This is a genomic window from Streptomyces sp. NPDC001068 (genome assembly GCF_042897315.1).
In the GTDB taxonomy this organism is placed as follows: domain Bacteria; phylum Actinomycetota; class Actinomycetes; order Streptomycetales; family Streptomycetaceae; genus Streptomyces.
In genome coordinates this window covers 1-22015 of the sequence record NZ_JBIAYD010000029.1, presented here as the reverse complement: position 1 = coordinate 22015, position 22015 = coordinate 1, and the positions used below count along the sequence as shown (strand labels likewise).

Sequence of the window (22015 nt, the reverse complement as noted above, 5' to 3'; positions counted from 1 at the left end):
CCAGTGGCCGACAACGCGCGCGCCAAGAGGCTGGCGGACCTCATCCGAGAGGTGGTGGCCCAGAAGCTGCAGCGCGGGATCAAGGACCCGCGGCTCGGCACCCACGTCACCATCACGGACACCCGGGTCACCGGTGACCTCCGGGAGGCGACCGTCTTCTACACGGTGTACGGCGACGACGAGGAGCGGGCCGCGGCCGCCGCGGGCCTGGAGAGCGCCAAGGGCGTGCTCCGCTCGGCGGTCGGCGCGGCGGCGGGCGTGAAGTTCACGCCGAGCCTCACGTTCGTCGCGGACGCCCTCCCGGACACCGCGAAGACCATCGAGGACCTGCTCGACAAGGCGAAGGCCTCGGACGCCAAGGTCCGCGAGGTCTCCGCCGGCGCCGCCTTCGCCGGTGAAGCGGACCCGTACAAGAAGCCGGGTTCCGAGGACGACGCCGACGAGACGGACGACGCCACCGAATGACCAGCAAGCCCACCCCGCCCGACGGCCTTGTCATCGTCGACAAGCCGTCGGGCTTCACCTCGCACGACGTCGTCGCCAAGATGCGGGGCATCGCCCGCACGCGGCGCGTCGGGCACGCCGGCACCCTCGACCCGATGGCCACCGGCGTCCTCGTCCTCGGTATCGAGCGGGCGACCAAGCTCCTAGGGCACCTCGCCCTCACCGAGAAGGAGTACCTGGGGACCGTCCGCCTCGGACAGAACACCCTCACCGACGACGCCGAGGGCGAGATCACCTCGTCCACCGACGCCTCCGGGGTCACCCGCGAGGCCGTCGACGCCGGCATCGCCGAGCTGACCGGGCGCATCATGCAGGTGCCGTCCAAGGTCAGCGCCATCAAGATCAACGGCGTGCGGTCCTACAAGCGCGCCCGGGAGGGCGAGGAGTTCGAGATCCCGGCCCGCCCGGTGACCGTCTCCTCGTTCACGGTCTACGACGTCCGGGACGCCGTCGCCGAGGACGGCACCCCCGTGCTCGACCTGGTCGTCTCCGTGGTCTGCTCCTCCGGCACCTACATCCGTGCCCTCGCCCGGGACCTCGGGGCCGGCCTGGGGGTCGGCGGCCACCTCACCGCGCTGCGCCGCACCCGCGTGGGACCGTACAAGCTGGACTCCGCGCGCACCCTGGACCAGCTCCAGCAGGAGCTGACCGTGATGCCGGTCGCCGAGGCGGCCACGGCCGCGTTCCCGCGCTGGCAGGTCGACGCGAGGCGTGCCGGTCTGCTCACCAACGGGGTGCGGATCGACATGCCCGAGCAGTACGCGGGCGCCGGTCCCGTCGCCGTGTTCGATCCCGAGGGGCGCTTCCTCGTGCTCGTCGAGGAGCAGAAGGGCAAGGCCAAGAGCCTCGCCGTGTTCGGCTGAACCGCCGGGTGTGCCCGTGGAGCGGCGACCACGGGGTCTGATGTCGCCGCCGCTCCACGGTCCCCCCTCGGTTCCCCCACCCCTAGGGTGTATCCACCTGTCCCGGCCTATTCACCCGACCGAGCAGGCGCTCGGAGTGAACCGGGGGAGCGGAGGGGGGCGCGTTCGGCTCCGGCTCTGTCCCGCTGATCATTTCGCCCCTACCGTCTCGAACGAGGGCCTGCCCACGGGCGACGCCGACGCGGGTCCCGGCACGCGGCCGCGCGTGCCGGACCCCGGCGGACTCGCCGGAACGGCCCTCGCGCACGGGTGCACGGGCGGGAGGTTCGATCATGGCGGGACGGACCCCGCGGACCGGGAGCGGCCGCCACACGGCGGACGGCGCGCGGGAGACACGGCACGACACCTGGCCGGAACTCGACGACCGGCTGGTCCGGGTCCGCGACCTCGCCGGACGCCCACGCGGTACCGGCTTCCTCGCCGACCACGACGGCACCCTGGTCACCAGCCACGAGGCCGTCGACGGCCTCGCCCGTATCGTGCTGCACGCCGCCGGGGACCGGACCTGCGTGGTCGGTTCGGACGCGGTCACCCCGCTGCCCGCCCACGACCTGGCCCTGATCCGCACCGAGGGCCTGTGCGTGCCCCCGCTGCCCATCACGGTGCGGGACCGGATCCCGTCCGGCACGTACGTACGGATCGCCGCCGACCGCTGGCGCGAGGCCCGGGTGCTGGCCGCGGCGGAGGCGACGTACACGGCCACCGACCGCTTCCATCTCCTGCCCGAGGCACTCGAGTTGGCGATGGGCACGGCCGGCCGCGACGCCCTGCGCCTGGGTGGTGGAGCGGCCGGCGGCCCGGTCCTGGACACGGAGACCGGCGCGGTCCTCGCGGTCCTCGGCACGGCCCTCCGGTCCGGCCACCGCGACGTCGGCTTCGCCGTCCCCCTCCACCACACGGACCGCACCCCCCTGACCGACCTGCTCGCCCGCAACGCCGCGACCGTCCCCGCCCACGGCATCGACCTCAACCTCGCCGGCATCCTGGAACTGACCACCACCTCCCTAAGCCAGGACGCCCCCCACACCGCCCTCCCCGACCCCCCCACCCCCGAATCCGGACCGTCCGCGCCCTGGCGGGGCCCGGGGAACGACGCGATCGCCCCCCACGCACCCACCCCCGAATCCGGACCGTCCGGGCCCCGAAGGGGCGCGGGGAACTGCGCGATCGCCCCCCACGCACCTGCAGGCGAATCCGGACCGTCCGGGCCCCGAAGGGGCGCGGGGAACTGCGCGATCGCCCCCCACGCACCTGCAGGCGAATCCGGACCGTCCGGGCCCCGAAGGGGCGCGGGGAACGGCGCGAACGGCCCCCACGCACCTGCAGCGGAATACGGACCGTCGGCCCCCTGGAGGGGCGCGGGGAACGGCGCGAACGGCCCCCACGCGGCCGCAGACGGACACGGAGCGCACGTCCAGCCCGTCGAACGCGCGGCAATCGCGAAAGAGCTGTCGACCTTCGCCGAAGGCACCGGCACAGTCACCGGCACCAGCACAGGCACAGGCACAGGCACCGCCAAGGCCAACGCCAGTGTCCTCGCCCTCGTCGGCGCCCCCGGAACCGGCCGCACCACCGAACTCGCCGCCCTCGCCGCCCGCCGTACCCGCGCACCGCACCCGGCCCCCACCCTCTGGATCCGCGGCGCCGACCTCGAGGACACCGACGACTCGGTCGCCGACGCGGCCCGCCGCGCCCTGGAGCGCGCGGTCCGGACCGTCGCCGCCGCCCGCTCCCAGCTCCCGGGCGACCTGGGCGAACTCACCGTGGAGCGGCTGGCCCGGCTCGCCGCCCGGGCCGGACGCCCGCTCCTGCTGCTGCTGGACGGCCCGGAGGAGATGCCCCCGCTCCTCGCCCACCGGCTGCCCGCGTGGACCGCCGGCACCGCCTCATGGCTGCGCGACACCGGCGCCCGGCTCCTGTTCGCCTGCCGCGAGGAGTACTGGGAGCGGGCCGGCGCCGAGTTCCCGCCCGAGCTGCTGCACCGGAGCGCGGACGCCGACGGCCTCGCCTGCGTGCGCCTGCCCGGTCTCACGCCCGACGAGGCCCGCCGAGCCCGCTCCAGCCACGGCGTGCCCGACGGCGCCCTCACCGAGCGCGACGCCGGCCACCCCCTCGCCCTGCGCCTGCTCTCCGAGGTCCGCGCCGCCCTCCCGGACGCCCCCGACGCCGGTCCGCTCGACCGGTACGACGTCTTCGCCGCCCATCTCGACCTGCTGTGCCTGCGCATCGCCGTCCGGGTCGCCGCCGGGAGCGGCCTGCGCGGTACGGCGCTACGACGACTCGCCGCCCGCGTCTGCGGCCAGGTGCACGAGGCCGCCCGGCGCAGCCTCGGACCCGGCCTGGGCGAACTGGACCGGGAGTCGTTCGAGGCGGTGTTCCCCCCGGGGCCCGCCCCGGCCCGGCTCGGCGGCGGTTCGAGCTGGGCCTCCGCCGTACTCACCGAGGGCCTGCTGGTCCCGGCCGGTGCGGGCTACCGCTTCGCCCACGAGGAGTTCGCCGACTGGATCCAGGGCTCGCACCTGGACGTGGACGAGGCCCTGCACGCCCTCGTGCACCGTCCCCGGACCCCCGGCAGCGCCCACCCCCAGCCCGTCCCGCACCACCGTGTCGGCCCGGTCGTCCAGGCGCTGCTGCTGCTCGACCGCCAGTACGGCCCCGCCCACCTCGGCCCCCGGCTCAACGACCTGGCGCACGCCCTGGACCTGGACCCCGGCTCCTGGTGGGCCGCCCGGCTGCTCGCCCAGACCCTGCCGAGGCTGCCCGACGCCACGCCGTACACCGGGGTGCTGCGGCTCCTAGCCGACCGCGTCGTGGGCCGGCGGCGCACCGCGCCCGCCGGGTTCGGCCCGGACTTCTGGACCGCACTCGCGCTGCCCGACGCGGACCGGTTCGACCTGCTGCGCAGGCTGGTGCGCGCCGACGAACCGCCGCCGGAGTCCGCGGACGAAGGCCGCTTCGGGACCCGGCCGACGGCGACGGCCCCGACGAGCCGGGCTCCGCGGTACCTGGACGCCGTCGCCCGGCTGCTCGCCGCCGACCCCGCCGTCGTACAGCCGTGTCTGACCCGGTGGTTCGACGACGAGCGGCCGTTGCGGGCGATGCCGCACGCCACCGTGGCGACCGCCGCGCAGGCGCTGCTGCACACCCACCGGCACCGGGGGCTGGACAACCTGACCGAGGTGCTGGTCGACGCCGCGCACCGGCGGGGCGACGAGCTGCTCGCCGTGCTCGCCGAGGACGAACCGTCCGCCATGTGCCGGGCCGTCGACCGCTGGGCCCACGACGAGCGCCCGGCCCGCCGGGTGGCGGCCGTGGCCCACGCGCTGCGCGCCGCCCCGCACGTCCGCGGCGAGCCCGACCGCGCACTGCTGCGCTACGCCGCGCTCGCCCTGCTCGCCCGCCCCGCCGACTGCGCGCTGCACGGCGGCGCGCTCGCCCTGCTGGTGCGGGACCCGTGGACACGGACCCGTCATCTCCCGCAGGCGCTGCGGCACTTCGCCACCGGCGATCCGCAGCTCACGGCCGGCGCCCTCGTCCCCGCCATGGTGACCCACCCCGAGGAGGTCCTGGAGGCCTTCCGTGCCGGGCTGCACGGGCCCGCCGCGGGGCAGGTGGTGCGCGCCCTCGCCGACGTCACCGCACCGGATCTCGGCCACCGGGTCACCGAGCTGGTCCTGGAGGCCGCCCGGCTGCGTCCGGAGACCGCCGGGCAGGTGGCCGGGTTCGTGGAGCGCCGTCTCGACCGGGGTGCCGGATCCCGCGCCGTCCTGCTGCCACTGGTCACCGCCTTGCTGACGGACGGCCCCGAGCCGGTGCGGGCGGCCCTGGCGACGGTGCTGGGCGCGGCCGGCACCACGGGTTCCCGCCCGCTGCGGCGGGAGCTGGTGGAGTTCCTGCTGGACCGCGAGGAGGACCCGGGCGTGCTCGACGCGCTGCTGCACGCGGCCGCCGGGCGGCGCGAGGAGGACGGCGACCGGACGCGTGAGCTGGTCAGGCGCACCGGTCTGCTGCTGGTCCGTACCCCGGACGGGGCGACCCGGTTCGACCGCGGACTGGTCGACCTGGGCCGGCACGTGCCCGGGTTCGCGGCGCTGATGATCCGCTGGCTCACCGACACTCCGGAGGAATGGGCAGCTGTGGTGGGGCCGAGCACCCGGCGGATGCTGGGGAACCTGGCCGGTGCCCGGGTGCCGGCGTGACGCGCAGGACGGGTGCGCAAGGTCACAGCGACCGTGCCGGTGTGAGACGTGTCCACCAAACATGGCACCCTTAGACCTGCGTACGACGGACAACGGACACAGGTTCGAGGAGCGGTCACAGTGCAGCGCTGGCGTGGCTTGGAGGACATCCCCGAGGACTGGGGGCGCAGCGTCGTCACCATCGGGTCCTACGACGGGGTGCACCGCGGTCACCAGCTGATCATCCGGCATGCCGTGGACCGCGCCCGTGAGCTGGGCATTCCGGCCGTCGTCGTCACCTTCGACCCGCACCCCAGCGAGGTCGTCCGCCCGGGCAGCCACCCGCCGCTGCTCGCCCCGCACCACACCCGTGCCGGGCTGATGGCGGACCTGGGCGTGGACGCGGTGCTGATCCTGCCCTTCACCACAGAGTTCTCGCGGCTGTCGCCGGCCGACTTCGTGGTCAAGGTGCTGGTCGACAGGCTGCACGCGAAGGCGGTCGTCGAGGGCCCCAACTTCCGCTTCGGCCACAAGGCCGCGGGCAACGTCGAGTTCCTCGCCGAGCAGGGCAAGGTCTACGACTTCGAGGTCGAGGTCGTCGACCTGTACATGCGCGGCGAGGCGGGCGGCGGCGAGCCGTTCTCCTCGACCCTGACCCGGCGGCTGGTCGCCGAGGGTGACATGGCGGGTGCCCGCGAGATCCTGGGCCGCCCGCACCGGGTGGAGGGCGTGGTCGTACGCGGCGCGCAGCGCGGCCGTGAGCTGGGCTTCCCGACCGCCAACGTGGAGACCCTGCCGCACACCGCCATCCCCGCCGACGGCGTCTACGCCGGATTCCTGCACGCCCAGGGCGAGGTGATGCCGGCGGCGATCTCCGTCGGCACGAACCCGCAGTTCGACGGCACCGAGCGCACGGTGGAGGCGTACGCCATCGACCGGGTCGGCCTCGACCTGTACGGGCTGCACGTCGCCGTCGACTTCCTGGCCTTCGTCCGGGGGCAGGCCAAGTTCGACTCGCTCGACGCGCTCCTCGTGCAGATGGCCGACGACGTCGACCGCTGCCGTGTCCTGGTGGCGGCCGAGGAGGCCTGACCGGGCCCCGTCCGGGGGTTCGGATCATTCGACGCCGAAGGGCGGCCGGTGCGCTGAGGCACCGGCCGCCCTTCGGCGTTGCGGCTACTGCTGCGGCGGTTGCGGCGGCTCCTGGGCCTCCCCGGGCTGCGGCTGCTGCGGGAAGCCGTAGCCGGCGGGCGGGGCCGGGGGAGCGGGCGGCTGGGCGCCGGGCTGCGGGTAGCCGTACCCCGGCTGCTGCGGCCCCGGGGCCTGCGCGGGGTAGGGCTGTCCCGGCTGCTGCTGCGGATAGGGCTGCTGCGGGTACGGCTGTCCGGGCGCGTACGGCTGCTGCGGGTACGGCTGCTGTCCCGGAGCCGGGGGCGGGGTGTACTGCTGGCCGGGCAGCGGCTGGCCCGGCAGCGGCTGGCCCGGCAGCGGCGGGGCGGCGACCGGCGGCGGATTGCCGTCGCTGGTCCACAGCCCGTGCATCTGCTGGTGGCGTACGAAGTCCTCGGCGACCATCGCCGCGAGGTTGAAGTACGCCTCGCGCACCTTCGGCCGCATCATGTCGAGGTCGACCTCGGCACCGGCGGACAGATGCTCGTCGAACGGCACGACCACGACGCCCCGGCAGCGCATCTCGAAGTGCTGCACGATGTCCTCGACCTTGATCATCTTGCCGGTCTCCCGGACCCCGGAGATCACGGTGATCGACCTCGACACCAGGTCGGCGTACCCGTGCGCGGAGAGCCAGTCCAGTGTCGTACTGGCACTGCTCGCCCCGTCCACGGACGGCGTCGAGATGATGATCAGCTGGTCGGCGAGGTCCAGTACGCCGCGCATGGCGCTGTAGAGCAGGCCGGTGCCCGAGTCGGTGAGGATGATCGGGTACTGCCGGCCCAGGACGTCGATCGCGCGCCGGTAGTCCTCGTCGTTGAACGTGGTCGACACCGCGGGGTCGACGTCGTTGGCGATGATCTCCAGACCGGACGAGGCCTGGGAGGTGAACCGCCTGATGTCCATGTAGGAGTTCAGGTACGGGATCGCCTGGACCAGGTCGCGGATGGTGGCCCCGGTCTCGCGGCGCACCCGGCGGCCGAGGGTGCCGGCGTCCGGGTTGGCGTCGATGGCCAGGATCTTGTCCTGGCGCTCGGTGGCGAGGGTGGAGCCGAGCGCGGTGGTCGTGGTGGTCTTGCCGACACCGCCCTTGAGGCTGATCACCGCTATCCGGTAGCAGGACAGCACCGGCGTACGGATCAGGTCCAGCTTCCGCTGCCGCTCCGCCTCCTCCTTCTTGCCGCCGAGCTTGAACCGCGAGGGCGCGGCACCGGGCCGGCCGCTCTTCGTCTTCTGCTTCTTGTTGTTGAGCAGCCGGTCCGAGGACAGCTCCACGGCCGCGGTGTAACCCAGCGGCGCGGCACCGGGGTTGGTCATCTGCCGCTGGTCGTGCTGCATGGGCTGCGGCCAGGCGGCACCGGCCCGCGGGTCGACCGGGGCTTGCGGGACCTGCGGCGCCTGCGGGTCCGGCTGCCCGGGGTGCGGGGCCGGCGCCGGGGGCTGGGCGGGCTGCGCGGCGCGCGGGTCCTGGGGTGCCTGAGCCGGGCCGGGCTGCGGGAAGCCGTAACCGGCCGGGGCGGGTGCCTGGGGCACGGGGGCCCCGGGATAGCCGTAGCCGCCCTGCGGGTCGGCGGCGGCCTGCTGCGGCTGCGCGGCCGGGGGAGCGGGGTGCTGCACACCGGGCTGCGGGAAGCCGTAGCCGCCCGATGCCTGCGGCTGGACGGGGGCGTGCGGCTCCTGGGGCTGGGGCTGGGGCTGGGCCTGGTGCCAGGCGGCGGGAGCGGGCATCGGCGCGTGCGGTGCCTGGAACGGCGGCTGCTGCCCGGCTCCGCCCCCGGCACCCTGCCCGGGAGCGGGCTGCGACGGCGCCGACTGTGCCGGCCCGGCCTGCGAGGGCGCCGGCTGGGCGGGCCAGTGGCCGGCCGGTGCGGGGGTCGCGGGCTGGTACGACGGCGGCAGGGGCGGCACCCCGGCGGGCGGCGTCGGCGGGACAGGCGGGACAGGCGGGACCGGCGGCGGAGCCCAGTGGACCGGCGGCGCGGCGGTCTCGGGAGCCGGGGGCGCGTCCTGCGGCGCGGCAGCGGCGGCTACGGCGTCCTGTGACGCGGGGGGCGCGTCCGCGGGCTCGTCGCCGTCCTCGGGGGCCACGGCGTCGGCGCTGGAGCCGGAGTGCGTCTCGTCGGTGGGCCCGTCGGACTCGCCGTCGGCGACCGCGTCCGCGGGCTCGTCGTCCTCGGTGCCGTCCGCCGGGGCCGCGTCGCGGGCTCCGTCATCGGCGAGGTCCGGGGCGGGTTCGTCCGTCTCGGCGTCGGCGCGGGCTCCGGTGCGGCCGTGGGAGGCGGCGTCCTCGGGGTGGGTCTCGTCGCCCTCGTCGCCCTCGTCGGTTTCGGAGGCGTCGGCGTGGGGCGCGCTGTCCGGGCGCGGGGCGTCGGAGTCGACCAGCATCGCGATGACGTCGGCGGCCGGCTGCCTGTCCGCCTCCGCCTCGGCTTCGGTCGCGTCCTCGTGCGCGGCGCCGCCCCGCCCGTCGGCCGTGTCCTCGGCGGCGGCGGTCCGCTCGGCGGCCTCGGCGATGTCGCGCTTCAGTGCGACGGCGGAGAACCGCATCGTCGCCCCGCTCTCCAGGTCACCGCTGTCCGACTCGGGCTCCGGTGCCGGTTCCTCGGCGGTGGCGGGCTGCGGCTCGAAACCGACCGGGAGCCTCGGCACGGCGGCCGCGGCGTCCGCGGGCGGTGCGGCCGGGGTGAACGGCGCGGCGGGCTTGGCCACCGGCGCGGCCTGCGCGCCCGCGTCGGCCCGCGGGGCGGGCGGGGTGAAGGGCGCGCCGGGTGTCGCGGCGGGCGGGGGCGTGAACGGTGCCCCCGGCGTCGCGGCCGGCGGGGTGAAGGGCGCCCCCGGGGTTGACGCGGGCGCGGGCGTGAACGGTGCGCCGGGCGTCGACGCGGGCGCCGGGGTGAAGGGCGCGCCGGGCGTCGCGGCGGGCGGCGCGGGCGGAGCACCCGGACCCGCGGTGGGCGGGGGCGTGAAGGGTGCGCCGGGTGTCGCGGCGGGCGCCGGGGTGAAGGGCGCGCCGGGTGTCGCGGCGGGCGGCGGCGTGAACGGTGCCCCGGGTGCGGCGGTGGGCGGCGGGGTGAAGGGCGCCGCCGGAGCCGGAGCCGGGGCCGGTGCGGGAGCGAACGGTCCGGCGGGGCCGGCCGCTCCGCCCCCCTGCTGGGCATGCGGCGGGGGAGTCAGCCCCGGGATCGGCGCCCCCGGCGGGAACGGTGAGCGGGGCTGCGCGGCGGGCGTCGTGGCGGCAGGCGTGGAACCGGAGCCGGAGCCGGCCGTCCCCGGCCCTTCGGCCCCTTCGGCCGCGTCCGGGCCGCTCGCCGCGTTCTGCGTGTACCAGGCGGGCGGCGCGTAGTCGATCGTGAACTCGCCCGTCATCTCGTTGAGGGACTCCGCGTCGGGCTGGTCTTCGCCGGGTGTGGCCCAGCCCCCGCGGATCCCGTCCCGATCGCTGCTCACAGTTCCTCCTGGTGTGGTCGAGCACCTCGTGCCGTGCCGGCGCGACGACCATGTCGTGTCGTTCTCAGCATCCGTATTCGTTCGAGGTAGTCCGATCCACCGGCGCTCCCCCGCGGGATGCCGACGCCGTGTGCACGGTCCTGACGTCGCGCCCCCCTCCCAGCCTAATCACCGGGAGCCGCACCTCGGCAGGCCCGTCCGTCTCGATACGGTCGTCCGCCTGGTCACACCATGCCCTGAACTCCTGTGCAGAGCTTTCGTATTGCCGAACAAAAGATGAACAAATCGGGCAAGAACCGTCAGTTCGGGCGGTAGTTGGCCGTGTGTGGGCCGCGCGTCACGCCCATGATGCCGGGGCTGCGGGCGGGACGGGATCGACGCTCTCGGGGGAGGGTGACGCGAGCCGCCAACAAGCGGGAGGAAAGGGAGACTTCGGCGCGATCCTGGCTGCGTCCCGTCCGGCCGCCCGCGGTTCGGTCAGCGCGGGGGCCCGCACGGCGGGGCGGGCGCCGGTCGCGCGGGGAGGGGGCCGGGTCCGGTGGTGGGCGGCACGCGCGTGTGCCCCCCGCCACCGGACCGGCGGTCACTGCGCGGCCAGACCGCCGTTCCGCTCGTTGGGCTCCAGGTCGAACTCGCCGTCCCGGGCCCCCAGTACGAAGGCCCGCCACTCCGCCTCCGTGTAACGCAGCACGGTGCCCGGGTCGAGCGACGACCGCATGGCGACCGCGCCCTCGGGCAGATAGGCGATCTCCACCCGCTCCTCGTCCTGCTCGGTGCCGGGTGCGCAGTGCCACTCGACGCCCGAGATGTCGAGCGCGTAGAGCTCGTCCCGTTCCCGCTCCTTGCGTGCCTTCATCTCCTCAGCCGTCTCGCTCATACCGCGGCGACCCCTTCCCGACGACGTACCTACGCTGTGACGGTCACACTACTGGCGGTGGCACCGTCTCCGGCCGTCCGAGACGGTCACGGACATCCGCGTACCCCGGCACTGGTACCCTGGTCGACGGCCGTTTGTGTTCGCACCCCCGGAGTCCCCCGTGGACCCCTGAGGCCGCGGCCGACGGATTCCGCCTTCCGAGTTGTGGAAGATCCCCCGCGATGAAGACCGGGGGCGCTCGGTGGGCACCCACAGATCATGAGGAGTACGCGTGTCGCTCGACGCCGCAGTGAAGAAGCAGATCATCTCCGAGTTCGGCACCAAGGAGGGTGACACCGGCTCCCCCGAGGTCCAGGTGGCCCTGCTCTCCCGTCGGATCTCCGACCTGACGGAGCACCTCAAGGCCCACAAGCACGACCACCACTCCCGTCGTGGTCTGCTGATCCTGGTCGGTCAGCGCCGTCGCCTCCTGCAGTACCTGGCGAAGAAGGACATCCAGCGCTTCCGTGCGCTGGTCGACCGCCTGGGCATCCGCCGCGGTGCGGCGGGCGCCAAGTAACACGCCGTGAAGGGAGCGGTTCCCGGAGAGACCCGGGACCGCTCCCTTTGCCGTACGTGCGGAAACGTGCGGAGTGTCACCGACGCTTTGTAGTGTGGTAGCACGACGCAATACGCACGACACGGAACGTCGTACGACAGAGAATGACGCCGTACGACCCAGAACGAGGAGAAGCGCACCCAAGCCGCCGCCGGTCCTCGGTAGTGGCCCCCGGGGGGAAGCGAGCCCCGGGTGCTTCGATCGAAGACCGGCCCGCACAGCACGGCGCGCTTCTCCGGGACCGTCCCCCTGCCACACGGGCAGACCGGGACAAAAGACGCAACGCAGACGAAAGTAACGGAGAAAACGCTAGTGGAGAACGAGACCCACTACGCCGAGGCCGTCATCGACAACGGCGCCTTCGGCACCCGCACCATCCGCTTCGAGACGGGCCGCCTGGCCAAGCAGGCCGCCGGCTCCGCCGTGGCGTACCTGGACGACGACACCATGGTGCTGTCGGCCACCACCGCCTCCAAGAACCCCAAGGACCAGCTCGACTTCTTCCCCCTCACGGTGGACGTCGAGGAGCGCATGTACGCGGCCGGGAAGATCCCCGGTTCCTTCTTCCGCCGTGAGGGCCGGCCGAGCGAGGACGCGATCCTCACCTGCCGCCTGATCGACCGCCCGCTGCGCCCGTCCTTCAAGAAGGGCCTGCGCAACGAGATCCAGGTCGTCGCCACCATCATGGCGCTCAACCCCGACCACCTGTACGACGTCGTCGCGATCAACGCCGCGTCCGCGTCCACCCAGCTGGCCGGCCTGCCCTTCTCGGGTCCGATCGGCGGCGTCCGCGTCGCGCTGATCAACAACCAGTGGGTCGCGTTCCCGACCCACACCGAGCTCGAGGACGCCGTCTTCGACATGGTGGTCGCCGGCCGCGTCCTGGAGGACGGCGACGTCGCGATCATGATGGTCGAGGCCGAGGCCACCGAGAAGACCATCCAGCTGGTCAAGGGCGGCGCCGAGGCGCCGACCGAGGAGGTCGTCGCCTCCGGTCTGGACGCCGCGAAGCCCTTCATCAAGGTGCTCTGCAAGGCCCAGGCCGACCTCGCCGCGAAGGCCGCCAAGCCGACCGGCGAGTTCCCGATCTTCCTCGACTACCAGGACGACGTCCTGGAGGCGCTGTCCGCCGCCGTCCGCCCCGAGCTCGCCGCCGCGCTGACCATCGCCGGCAAGCAGGAGCGCGAGGCCGAGCTGGACCGCGTCAAGGGTCTGGCCGCCGAGAAGCTCCTCCCGGAGTTCGAGGGCCGCGAGAAGGAGATCTCCGCCGCGTACCGCTCGCTGACCAAGCAGCTGGTCCGCGAGCGCGTGATCAAGGAGAAGAAGCGCATCGACGGCCGCGGTGTCACCGACATCCGCACCCTGGCCGCCGAGGTCGAGGCCATCCCGCGCGTGCACGGTTCGGCGCTGTTCGAGCGTGGCGAGACCCAGATCCTGGGCGTCACCACCCTCAACATGCTCCGGATGGAGCAGCAGCTGGACACCCTTTCCCCGGTGACCCGCAAGCGCTACATGCACAACTACAACTTCCCGCCGTACTCCACCGGCGAGACCGGCCGCGTCGGCTCCCCGAAGCGCCGCGAGATCGGCCACGGCGCCCTCGCCGAGCGCGCCCTGGTCCCGGTCCTGCCGACCCGCGAGGAGTTCCCCTACGCGATCCGTCAGGTGTCCGAGGCGCTCGGCTCCAACGGCTCGACGTCCATGGGCTCGGTCTGCGCCTCCACCATGTCGCTGCTGAACGCCGGTGTGCCGCTGAAGGCCCCGGTCGCCGGTATCGCCATGGGCCTGATCTCCCAGGAGATCGACGGCGAGACGCACTACGTCAGCCTCACCGACATCCTCGGTGCGGAGGACGCCTTCGGCGACATGGACTTCAAGGTCGCCGGCACCAAGGAGTTCGTGACCGCCCTCCAGCTCGACACGAAGCTGGACGGCATCCCGGCCTCCGTCCTGGCCGCCGCCCTCAAGCAGGCCCGGGACGCCCGCCTCCACATCCTCGACGTGATGATGGAAGCGATCGACAAGCCGGACGAGATGTCCCCGAACGCCCCGCGGATCATCACCGTCAAGATCCCCGTGGACAAGATCGGTGAGGTCATCGGCCCCAAGGGCAAGATGATCAACCAGATCCAGGAGGACACCGGCGCCGAGATCACCATCGAGGACGACGGCACCATCTACATCGGCGCCTCCGACGGCCCGGCCGCCGAGGCCGCCCGTGCCACGATCAACGGCATCGCCAACCCGACGATGCCCGAGGTCGGCGAGCGCTACCTGGGCACGGTCGTCAAGACGACCACCTTCGGCGCGTTCGTCTCCCTGCTGCCCGGCAAGGACGGTCTGCTGCACATCTCGCAGATCCGCAAGCTGGCCGGCGGCAAGCGCGTGGAGAACGTCGAGGACGTCCTCGGTGTGGGCCAGAAGGTCCAGGTCGAGATCGCCGAGATCGACTCCCGCGGCAAGCTCTCCCTCATCCCCGTGGTCGAGGGCGAGGAAGACGCTTCCTCCGAGGACGCAAAGGACGACACCGACAAGTGACGTCGAGCAGCCCCACGACGACGGCCCGCACCTCCTCGGAGGCGCGGGCCGTCGCCCGTACCCAAACCCTGATCAAGGGCGAGAACGGCATCGGCACGGTCCGCAGGACCACCCTCCCCGGCGGCCTGCGCATCGTCACCGAGACCCTGCCCTCGGTCCGCTCCGCGACCTTCGGCATCTGGGCCCACGTCGGCTCCCGCGACGAGACCCCCGCCCTGAACGGCGCCACGCACTACCTGGAGCACCTGCTCTTCAAGGGCACCACGCGCCGCTCCGCCCTGGACATCTCCTCCGCCATCGACGCCGTCGGCGGCGAGATGAACGCGTTCACGGCCAAGGAGTACACGTGCTACTACGCGCGCGTGCTCGACACCGACCTGCCGCTCGCCATCGACGTCGTCTGCGACATGCTGACCGGCTCGCTCATCCTCGAGGACGACGTCAACGTCGAGCGCGGCGCGATCCTCGAAGAGATCGCCATGACCGAGGACGACCCCGGCGACTGCGTGCACGACCTGTTCGCGCACACCATGTTCGGCGACAACGCCCTCGGCCGCCCGGTCCTCGGCACCGTCGACACGGTCAACGCGCTCTCCGCCGACCGCATCCGCCGCTTCTACAAGAAGCACTACGACCCCACCCACCTGGTGGTCGCCGCGGCCGGCAACATCGACCACGCCAAGGTCGTACGACAGGTCCGCGCGGCCTTCGAGAAGGCCGGCGCCTTCCGGACCGCCGAGGCCGCCCCCATCGGCCCGCGCGAAGGCAGCCGCACCATCCGCACCGCCGGACGCGTCGAACTCCTCGGCCGCAAGACCGAACAGGCGCACGTCGTCCTCGGCATGCCCGGGCTGCCCCGCACCGACGACCGCCGCTGGGCGCTCGGAGTGCTCAACACCGCCCTCGGCGGCGGCATGTCCTCCCGGCTCTTCCAGGAGGTCCGCGAGAAGCGCGGCCTGGCCTACAGCGTGTACTCCTACACCTCGGGCTTCGCCGACTGCGGCCTGTTCGGCGTCTACGCCGGCTGCCGGCCCTCGCAGGTCCACGACGTCCTCAAGATCTGCCGGGACGAACTGGACCAGGTCGCCGCGCACGGCCTGCCGGACGACGAGATCGGCCGCGCCATCGGCCAGCTCCAGGGCTCCACGGTCCTCGGCCTGGAGGACACCGGCGCGCTGATGAACCGTATCGGCAAGAGCGAACTGTGCTGGGGCGAGCAGATGTCCGTCGACGACATGCTGGCCCGGATAGCCGCCGTGACCCCGGACGAGGTCCGCTCGGTCGCCCGGGACGTCCTCGGACAGCGCCCGTCGCTGTCGGTCATCGGACCGCTCAAGGACAAACAGGCCGCGCGCCTGCACGACGCCGTCGCCTGACACACCACCGGTAAGGAACGAAGAAGATGAGCAAGCTGCGCGTGGCGGTCCTCGGCGCCCAGGGCAGGATCGGGTCCGAGGCGGTCAAGGCGGTCGAGGCCGCCGAGGACATGGAGCTGGTCGCCGCCCTCGGCCGGGGCGACAAGCTGGAGGCGCTCGCCGACTCGGGCGCCCAGGTCGCGGTCGAACTGACCACGCCCGCCTCCGTCATGGGCAACCTCGACTTCTGCGTCCGGCACGGCATCCACGCGGTCGTCGGCACGACGGGCTGGACCGAGGAGCGCCTCGCGCAGCTGACGGGCTGGCTCGCCCAGTCCCCGGAGACCGGCGTGCTCATCGCCCCGAACTTCTCCATCGGGGCCGTGCTGACGATGAAGTTCGCGCAGATCGCCGCCCCGTACTTCGAATCCGTGGAGGTCGTCGAACTCCACCACCCGGACAAGGTCGACGCGCCGAGCGGCACGGCCACGCGCACGGCCCAGCTCATCGCGGAGGCCCGCCGCGCGGCCGGCACCGCACCGGCCCCGGACGCCACCGTCACCGCCCTGGACGGCGCGCGCGGAGCCGACGTCGACGGCGTCCCGGTCCACGCGGTCCGCCTCCGCGGTCTCCTGGCCCACCAGGAGGTCCTGCTGGGCGGCGAGGGCGAGACCCTCACCGTCCGGCACGACTCCCTGCACCACAGCAGCTTCATGCCGGGCATCCTGCTCGGCGCCCGCCGCGTGGTCACCGCCCCGGGCCTGACCTTCGGCCTGGAAAACTTCCTGGACCTGGGCTGATTCGAGGCCTCTGACAATGCGCGCGAAGCTCTCCTACGCCCTCACGGCCGCCGTCCTGGTCTTCTACTTCGTCCTGGTCGGCAGCCGCGGCGTGATGCTCATCCAGACCGGCACGGTCTTCACCGTCACCTTCGGGGTGGCCGTGCTGATCCTGCCGGTCATCGGCGTCTGGTTCCTCTGGAAGAACACCCAGTTCGTCCGCAGGGCCAACGCACTCGCCGCGAAGCTCGACGCCGAGGGCGGCCTGCCCGTGGACGAGCTGAAGCGCACCCCCGGCGGCCGCATCGACCGGGACTCCGCCGACGAGGTCTTCGCCAAGCGCAAGGCCGAGACCGAGGCGGCCCCGGACGACTGGCGCAGCTGGTTCCGGCTCGCCGTCGCCTACCACGACGCCAGGGACACCCCACGCGCCCGCAAGGCCATGCAGCGGGCCATCGCCCTGCACGACGGCAGGCCGCTGGAGGCCTGAGAACCCGCGCACACACGGCAGGGGCCGGCCCGCGTCACGCGGACCGGCCCCTGCCGTCTGGTGTCGGCGGCCGTTCAGCGGCGGCCGTACTCCGCCGCCCACGCCTCCACCGCGTCCGCCGCGCGGTCGAAGGCCGAGGCCCGGCCCAGGAAGTCCATCCCGTGCGTGGTCAGCAGCGGCTCGGTGTCGGCCGTCCGGTCCTGCCGTACGAGCGTCAGGGCCTGTCCCTGCACCGTGCGGGGCAGCCCCAGCCAGCGGACCGGCTGCTGCGCGGTGCGCACCGCGACGACCCGCTTCCAGGGCACCGTCCGGGTCTGCAGCAGACCGATCCGGCGCACTCCGCGTGCGCTCACCCACACGCCCATGCGCAGTATCCGCAGGGCCGCGGCGATGATCACCAGCGCGATGCCGAGGACGACACCCGCGGCGGACAGCGAGCCGGTCAGGGCCAGCGCGACGGCGGCGAACAGCACGAACGAGGCCAGCAGCAGCCACAGGGCGGCGCCGCCCACCCGCCAGGGGCCTGGCCGGTAGGGCCGGCGCCAGCGGTCCCGGTCGTCGTAGGGCAGGGCGCTGTCGAGTTCCGCGTCGTCGACGCGGTCGGCCATCAGGAAGGGCAGGGGCACGGCTGGTCCTCACTCAATCCATGCATGGGCTGTGCCCGGTGAGATTATCCGGCCGGATCCCGGCCCACCACTCGCGGGGGGCCGGAAGGGTCAGTGCCCCTGTGAGGCCTGCGACTGCTGGGTGCCCGGATCGGACGGCGTGGACAGCGCCGGCATGCCCAGGACCAGGGAACCCGCCATTCCGGCGACGAGGGTGAGTCCGAGCAGCCACCGCCCGGTTATCTGACTCACGGACGACCGCTCGCGGGGCGGGGGCGTGACGTTGCTGCGGAACCTGTCGGCCTCGGCGACGAAGGCGAAGGGCACGGGCTCGCGCCGGCGGAACATCTGGAGTGTCTCCTCTCGGGAGCGGTGGGCACTGCGGGACGGGATCGAACGAATCGCCCTCACCGATACAGACGAGCGAACGAAGCGTTAGGTGCCCGGTTGCCCCGAATTCACAGAACTTCACCGAAGTTGGCCGAAGATGTCGCGCCCCGCCGCCGACGCCCTGTTGTCGGTGCCGGGCCGTAGAGTGGGCGCCGCCCGAGAGAAGTGATGGAAGGACCCTCCGAGCCGTGACCGACACCCCCGCCGACGACCTCAAGCCCAGCTTCCGCAGCGATGTCACCGTCGAGCTGGTCAAGCACAGCGCGGCCGACTCCGACGTGCTGTGGGCCGCCCGGGTCTCCACCGCCGGCGAGCAGTCCCTGGACGAGCTGAAGAAGGACCCGGAGCGTTCCAAGGGTCTGATCAACTACCTGATGCGGGACCGGCACGGCAGCCCCTTCGAGCACAACTCGATGACCTTCTTCGTCAGCGCCCCGATCTTCGTCTTCCGCGAGTTCATGAGGCACCGGGTGGGATGGTCCTACAACGAGGAGTCGGGAAGGTATCGCCGCCTGGACCCCGTGTTCTACGTGCCCGACGAGTCCCGCAAGCTCGTCCAGGAGGGCCGCCCCGGCAAGTACGTCTTCGTGGAGGGCACCCAGGCCCAGCGGGAACTCGTCGCCCGGACGATGGAGGATTCCTACCGGCAGGCCTACGAGGCCTACCAGGAGATGCTCGCCGCCGGTGTCGCCCGTGAGGTGGCCCGTGCGGTGCTGCCCGTCGGGCTCTTCTCCTCGATGTACGCCACCTGCAACGCCCGCTCACTGATGCACTTCCTCGGCCTGCGCACCCAGCACGAGCTGGCCAAGGTGCCGTCCTTCCCGCAGCGGGAGATCGAGATGGTCGGCGAGAAGATGGAGGCGGAGTGGGCCAGGCTCATGCCGCTCACCCACGCCGCCTTCAACGCCAACGGGCGCGTCGCGCCGTGACCCGGCCGTTGCGGCGCCCGGCTTCTCGCGCGTGTTGTCGTGCTCGGCACAGATGTGCGGATCAGCCTGGCGAAGTGTCCGTATTGCGGCATTTGGAGAAGTTCATCTAGCCTGATCAAACGGACCCGGCACTGCTTGAACCCCCGAGCAGGCAGTGCCGGGCTCCGCATTTGTCCGGACTTTCCCCGTACCCCAAGGGCAGACCGCGCCGTGAGCACCGAGTAGCGTGTAACCCATGGCTCCGACCTCCACTCCGCAGACCCCCTTCGGGCGGGTCCTCACCGCCATGGTCACGCCCTTCACGGCGGACGGCGCACTCGACCTCGACGGCGCGCAGCGGCTCGCAACCCACCTGGTGGACGCAGGCAACGACGGCCTGATCATCAACGGCACCACCGGCGAGTCGCCCACCACCAGCGATGCGGAGAAATCGGAACTCGTACGGGCCGTCGTGGCGGCGGTCGGCGACCGCGCCCACGTGGTGGCCGGCGTCGGCACCAACGACACCCACCACAGCACCGAGCTGGCCCGTCAGGCCGAGCGCGACGGCGCACACGGCCTGCTGGTCGTCACGCCGTACTACAACAAGCCCCCTCAGGAGGGCCTGTACCGGCACTTCACCGCGGTCGCCGACACCACCGGCCTGCCGGTCATGCTCTACGACATCCCCGGCCGCAGCGGTGTCCCGATCAGCACCGAGACGTTCGTCCGGCTGGCCGAGCACCCGAGGATCGTCGCCAACAAGGACGCCAAGGGCGACCTCGGCCGGGCGAGCTGGGCCATCGCCAGGTCCGGACTGGCCTGGTACTCGGGCGACGACATGCTCAACCTGCCGCTGCTCTCCGTGGGCGCCGTCGGCTTCGTCTCCGTCGTCGGCCACGTGGTCACCCCGGACCTCCGGGCCCTCGTCGAGGCCTTCACCTCCGGTGACGTGCAGAAGGCCGCGGAGATCCACCAGAAGCTGCTGCCGGTCTACACCGGCATGTTCCGCACCCAGGGCGTCATGACGACCAAGGCCGCGCTGGCCCTCCAGGGCCTGCCCGCCGGGCCGCTACGCGCCCCCATGGTCGAATGTTCGCCCGAGGAGATTGCCCAGCTCAAGATCGATCTTGGTGCCGGCGGGGTACAGCTCTGACAACAGACTTCGCGCGGACGTCCGCGTAGCGAGGCTTAACAACTGAATACGGCGGGCCACCGGTGCCCGCATTCCACAACGACAACTGCTTATGCACGAACGTCACGCACGCCACGTGCCCGACCGGTACGTGGCGTGCGTGGTCAGGAGAGTCTTTTGAGTCATCCGCATCCCGAACTCGGCCCGCCGCCCCAGCTCCCCGAAGGCGCCCTGCGCGTCACCCCGCTCGGCGGGCTCGGCGAGATCGGCCGAAACATGACCGTCTTCGAGTACGGCGGCCGTCTGCTGATCGTCGACTGCGGAGTGCTCTTCCCCGAGGAGGAGCAGCCCGGAATCGACCTGATCCTGCCGGACTTCACGTCCATCAGGGACCGCCTCGACGACATCGAGGGCATCGTCCTCACCCACGGCCACGAGGACCACATCGGCGGCGTTCCCTTCCTGCTCCGCGAGAAGCCGGACATCCCGCTCATCGGGTCCAAGCTGACCCTCGCCCTCATCGAGGCGAAGCTCCAGGAGCACCGGATCCGGCCGTACACCCTGGAAGTGGCGGAGGGCCGGCGCGAGCGCATCGGACCCTTCGACTGCGAGTTCGTCGCCGTCAACCACTCCATCCCGGACGCCCTGGCCGTGGCCATCCGCACCCCGGCCGGCATGGCCGTGCACACCGGCGACTTCAAGATGGACCAGCTTCCGCTGGACCACCGCCTGACGGACCTCCACGCCTTCGCGCGGCTGAGCGAGGAGGGCATCGACCTCCTGCTGGCCGACTCGACCAACGCCGAGGTGCCGGGCTTCGTGCCGCCCGAGCGGGACATCTCGAACGTGCTGCGCCAGGTGTTCGCCGGAGCCCGCAAGCGGATCATCGTGGCCAGCTTCGCCAGCCACGTCCACCGCATCCAGCAGATCCTGGACGCCGCCCACGAGTACGGTCGCCGGGTCGCCTTCGTCGGCCGCTCCATGGTCCGCAACATGGGCATCGCCCGGGACCTGGGCTACCTCAAGGTCCCGCCGGGCCTCGTGGTCGACGTCAAGACGCTCGACGACCTCCCGGACAGCCAGGTGGTCCTGGTCTGCACGGGTTCACAGGGCGAACCGATGGCCGCCCTGTCCCGGATGGCCAACCGGGACCATCAGATCCGCATCGTCGACGGTGACACCGTCATCCTGGCGTCGTCCCTGATCCCCGGGAACGAGAACGCGGTCTACCGCGTCATCAACGGACTGACCCGCTGGGGCGCCGACGTCGTCCACAAGGGCAACGCCAAGGTGCATGTCTCCGGCCACGCCTCGGCCGGCGAGCTGCTGTACTTCTACAACATCTGCCGGCCGAAGAACCTGATGCCGGTGCACGGCGAATGGCGCCATCTGCGGGCCAACGCCGAACTGGGCGCCCTGACGGGCATCCCGCACGACCGGATCGTCATCGCCGAGGACGGCGTCGTCGTGGACCTGGTCGAGGGCAAGGCCAGGATCTCCGGCAAGGTGCAGGCCGGTTACGTGTACGTGGACGGCCTCTCCGTCGGTGACGTCGGCGAGCCGGCCCTGAAGGACCGCAAGATCCTCGGTGACGAGGGCATCATCTCGGTCTTCGTCGTGGTGGACTCGTCCACCGGCAAGATCACGGGCGGCCCGCACATCCAGGCGCGTGGCTCCGGCATCGACGACTCGGCGTTCTCGGACGTCGTCCCGAAGATCTCGGAGGTCCTGGAACGCTCGGCCCAGGACGGCGTGGTGGAGCCGCACCAGCTGCAGCAACTCATCCGTCGGACCCTCGGCAAGTGGGTCTCCGACACGTATCGCCGCAGGCCGATGATCCTCCCGGTGGTCGTGGAGGTCTGACGCTCGCACGCGTCAACCAGGAGCGGGGCGCCTCGATTTGCATCGGGGCGCCCCGCTCCAGTACGTTTACGGCTCCGCCCAGCGGGGAACCCCGGTCCTTCACGGATCGGATCCGGTTCTCCAGGACCGGGTGGAAATTCCGGCTCAGAACTTCTGATAAAGTCGGAACCGCCGGAAAGGGAAACGCGAGAGCGGAAACCTGGAAAGCACCGAGGAAATCGGATCGGAAAGATCTGATAGAGTCGGAAACGCAAG

At 72.5% G+C, this 22015-nt stretch carries 16 protein-coding genes; 12 read left to right on the top strand and 4 right to left on the bottom strand.

Features of this window, described 5'->3' with window-relative positions; genetic code table 11:
• Positions 1-3: 3 nt before the first annotated feature.
• From rbfA to ACFY3I_RS42660, 4 genes are all read left to right on the top strand, one after another.
• The gene (rbfA, locus tag ACFY3I_RS42675) at positions 4-465 is read left to right on the top strand and encodes a 30S ribosome-binding factor RbfA (RefSeq protein ID WP_365296679.1); all 462 of its coding nucleotides are present in this window, start codon (positions 4-6) and stop codon (positions 463-465) included.
• The gene (truB, locus tag ACFY3I_RS42670; protein WP_365296677.1) at positions 462-1367 is read left to right on the top strand and encodes a tRNA pseudouridine(55) synthase TruB; all 906 of its coding nucleotides are present in this window, start codon (positions 462-464) and stop codon (positions 1365-1367) included. The genes rbfA and truB overlap by 4 nt, the downstream gene beginning before the upstream one ends.
• Before the next feature lie 332 nt (positions 1368-1699).
• Positions 1700-5626 (top strand): trypsin-like peptidase domain-containing protein, encoded by a 3927-nt coding sequence (locus tag ACFY3I_RS42665; RefSeq protein WP_390866345.1) that lies wholly within the window; start codon positions 1700-1702, stop codon positions 5624-5626.
• Between the two features lie 120 nt (positions 5627-5746).
• Positions 5747-6697: a bifunctional riboflavin kinase/FAD synthetase gene (locus ACFY3I_RS42660; RefSeq protein ID WP_365296674.1), complete on the top strand. Its 951-nt coding sequence runs from the start codon at positions 5747-5749 to the stop codon at positions 6695-6697.
• Between the two features lie 84 nt (positions 6698-6781).
• Here ACFY3I_RS42660 and ACFY3I_RS42655 read toward each other — a convergent pair whose 3' ends face one another.
• Both ACFY3I_RS42655 and ACFY3I_RS42650 read right to left on the bottom strand, forming a co-directional pair.
• The gene (locus ACFY3I_RS42655; RefSeq protein WP_390866344.1) at positions 6782-10222 is read right to left on the bottom strand and encodes an SCO5717 family growth-regulating ATPase; all 3441 of its coding nucleotides are present in this window, start codon (positions 10220-10222) and stop codon (positions 6782-6784) included.
• 583 nt (positions 10223-10805) lie between these two features.
• Positions 10806-11099, bottom strand: a complete 294-nt coding sequence (locus tag ACFY3I_RS42650) for a DUF397 domain-containing protein (RefSeq protein WP_365296671.1) — start codon at positions 11097-11099, stop codon at positions 10806-10808.
• A gap of 271 nt (positions 11100-11370) precedes the next feature.
• On the opposite strand from ACFY3I_RS42650, the gene rpsO reads away from it, so the two are divergent.
• The 5 genes from rpsO to ACFY3I_RS42625 all read left to right on the top strand — a co-directional run bounded on the left by rpsO (position 11371) and on the right by ACFY3I_RS42625 (position 16859).
• Positions 11371-11658: a 30S ribosomal protein S15 gene (gene rpsO / locus ACFY3I_RS42645; RefSeq protein ID WP_365296669.1), complete on the top strand. Its 288-nt coding sequence runs from the start codon at positions 11371-11373 to the stop codon at positions 11656-11658.
• A gap of 351 nt (positions 11659-12009) precedes the next feature.
• Entirely contained in the window at positions 12010-14235 is a 2226-nt protein-coding gene (locus ACFY3I_RS42640; protein WP_390866343.1) for a polyribonucleotide nucleotidyltransferase, read from the top strand.
• Positions 14232-15611, top strand: coding sequence for a M16 family metallopeptidase (locus tag ACFY3I_RS42635; RefSeq protein ID WP_390866342.1), 1380 nt, complete (start codon positions 14232-14234; stop codon positions 15609-15611). Before ACFY3I_RS42640 ends, ACFY3I_RS42635 begins: the two co-directional genes overlap by 4 nt.
• Before the next feature lie 26 nt (positions 15612-15637).
• Positions 15638-16390, top strand: a complete 753-nt coding sequence (dapB, locus tag ACFY3I_RS42630; protein ID WP_390866341.1) for a 4-hydroxy-tetrahydrodipicolinate reductase — start codon at positions 15638-15640, stop codon at positions 16388-16390.
• A gap of 16 nt (positions 16391-16406) precedes the next feature.
• Positions 16407-16859, top strand: a complete 453-nt coding sequence (locus ACFY3I_RS42625) for a hypothetical protein (RefSeq protein WP_390866340.1) — start codon at positions 16407-16409, stop codon at positions 16857-16859.
• A 74-nt stretch (positions 16860-16933) separates the two neighbouring features.
• On the opposite strand, the gene ACFY3I_RS42620 is transcribed toward ACFY3I_RS42625, so the two are convergent.
• Both ACFY3I_RS42620 and ACFY3I_RS42615 read right to left on the bottom strand, forming a co-directional pair.
• Positions 16934-17485: a hypothetical protein gene (locus ACFY3I_RS42620; RefSeq protein ID WP_390866339.1), complete on the bottom strand. Its 552-nt coding sequence runs from the start codon at positions 17483-17485 to the stop codon at positions 16934-16936.
• A gap of 90 nt (positions 17486-17575) precedes the next feature.
• Positions 17576-17812: a hypothetical protein gene (locus ACFY3I_RS42615; protein WP_390866338.1), complete on the bottom strand. Its 237-nt coding sequence runs from the start codon at positions 17810-17812 to the stop codon at positions 17576-17578.
• Between the two features lie 230 nt (positions 17813-18042).
• On the opposite strand from ACFY3I_RS42615, the gene thyX reads away from it, so the two are divergent.
• The 3 genes from thyX to ACFY3I_RS42600 all read left to right on the top strand — a co-directional run bounded on the left by thyX (position 18043) and on the right by ACFY3I_RS42600 (position 21760).
• A complete protein-coding gene (gene thyX, locus ACFY3I_RS42610; protein WP_390866337.1) occupies positions 18043-18783 on the top strand; it encodes an FAD-dependent thymidylate synthase in 741 nt (246 codons plus the stop codon).
• Between the two features lie 235 nt (positions 18784-19018).
• Positions 19019-19918, top strand: coding sequence for a 4-hydroxy-tetrahydrodipicolinate synthase (dapA, locus tag ACFY3I_RS42605; protein ID WP_390866336.1), 900 nt, complete (start codon positions 19019-19021; stop codon positions 19916-19918).
• A gap of 156 nt (positions 19919-20074) precedes the next feature.
• Positions 20075-21760 carry a ribonuclease J gene (locus ACFY3I_RS42600; RefSeq protein ID WP_390866335.1) on the top strand — a complete coding sequence of 562 codons (1686 nt, stop codon included), beginning with the start codon at positions 20075-20077 and terminating at the stop codon, positions 21758-21760.
• Positions 21761-22015: the final 255 nt, after the last annotated feature.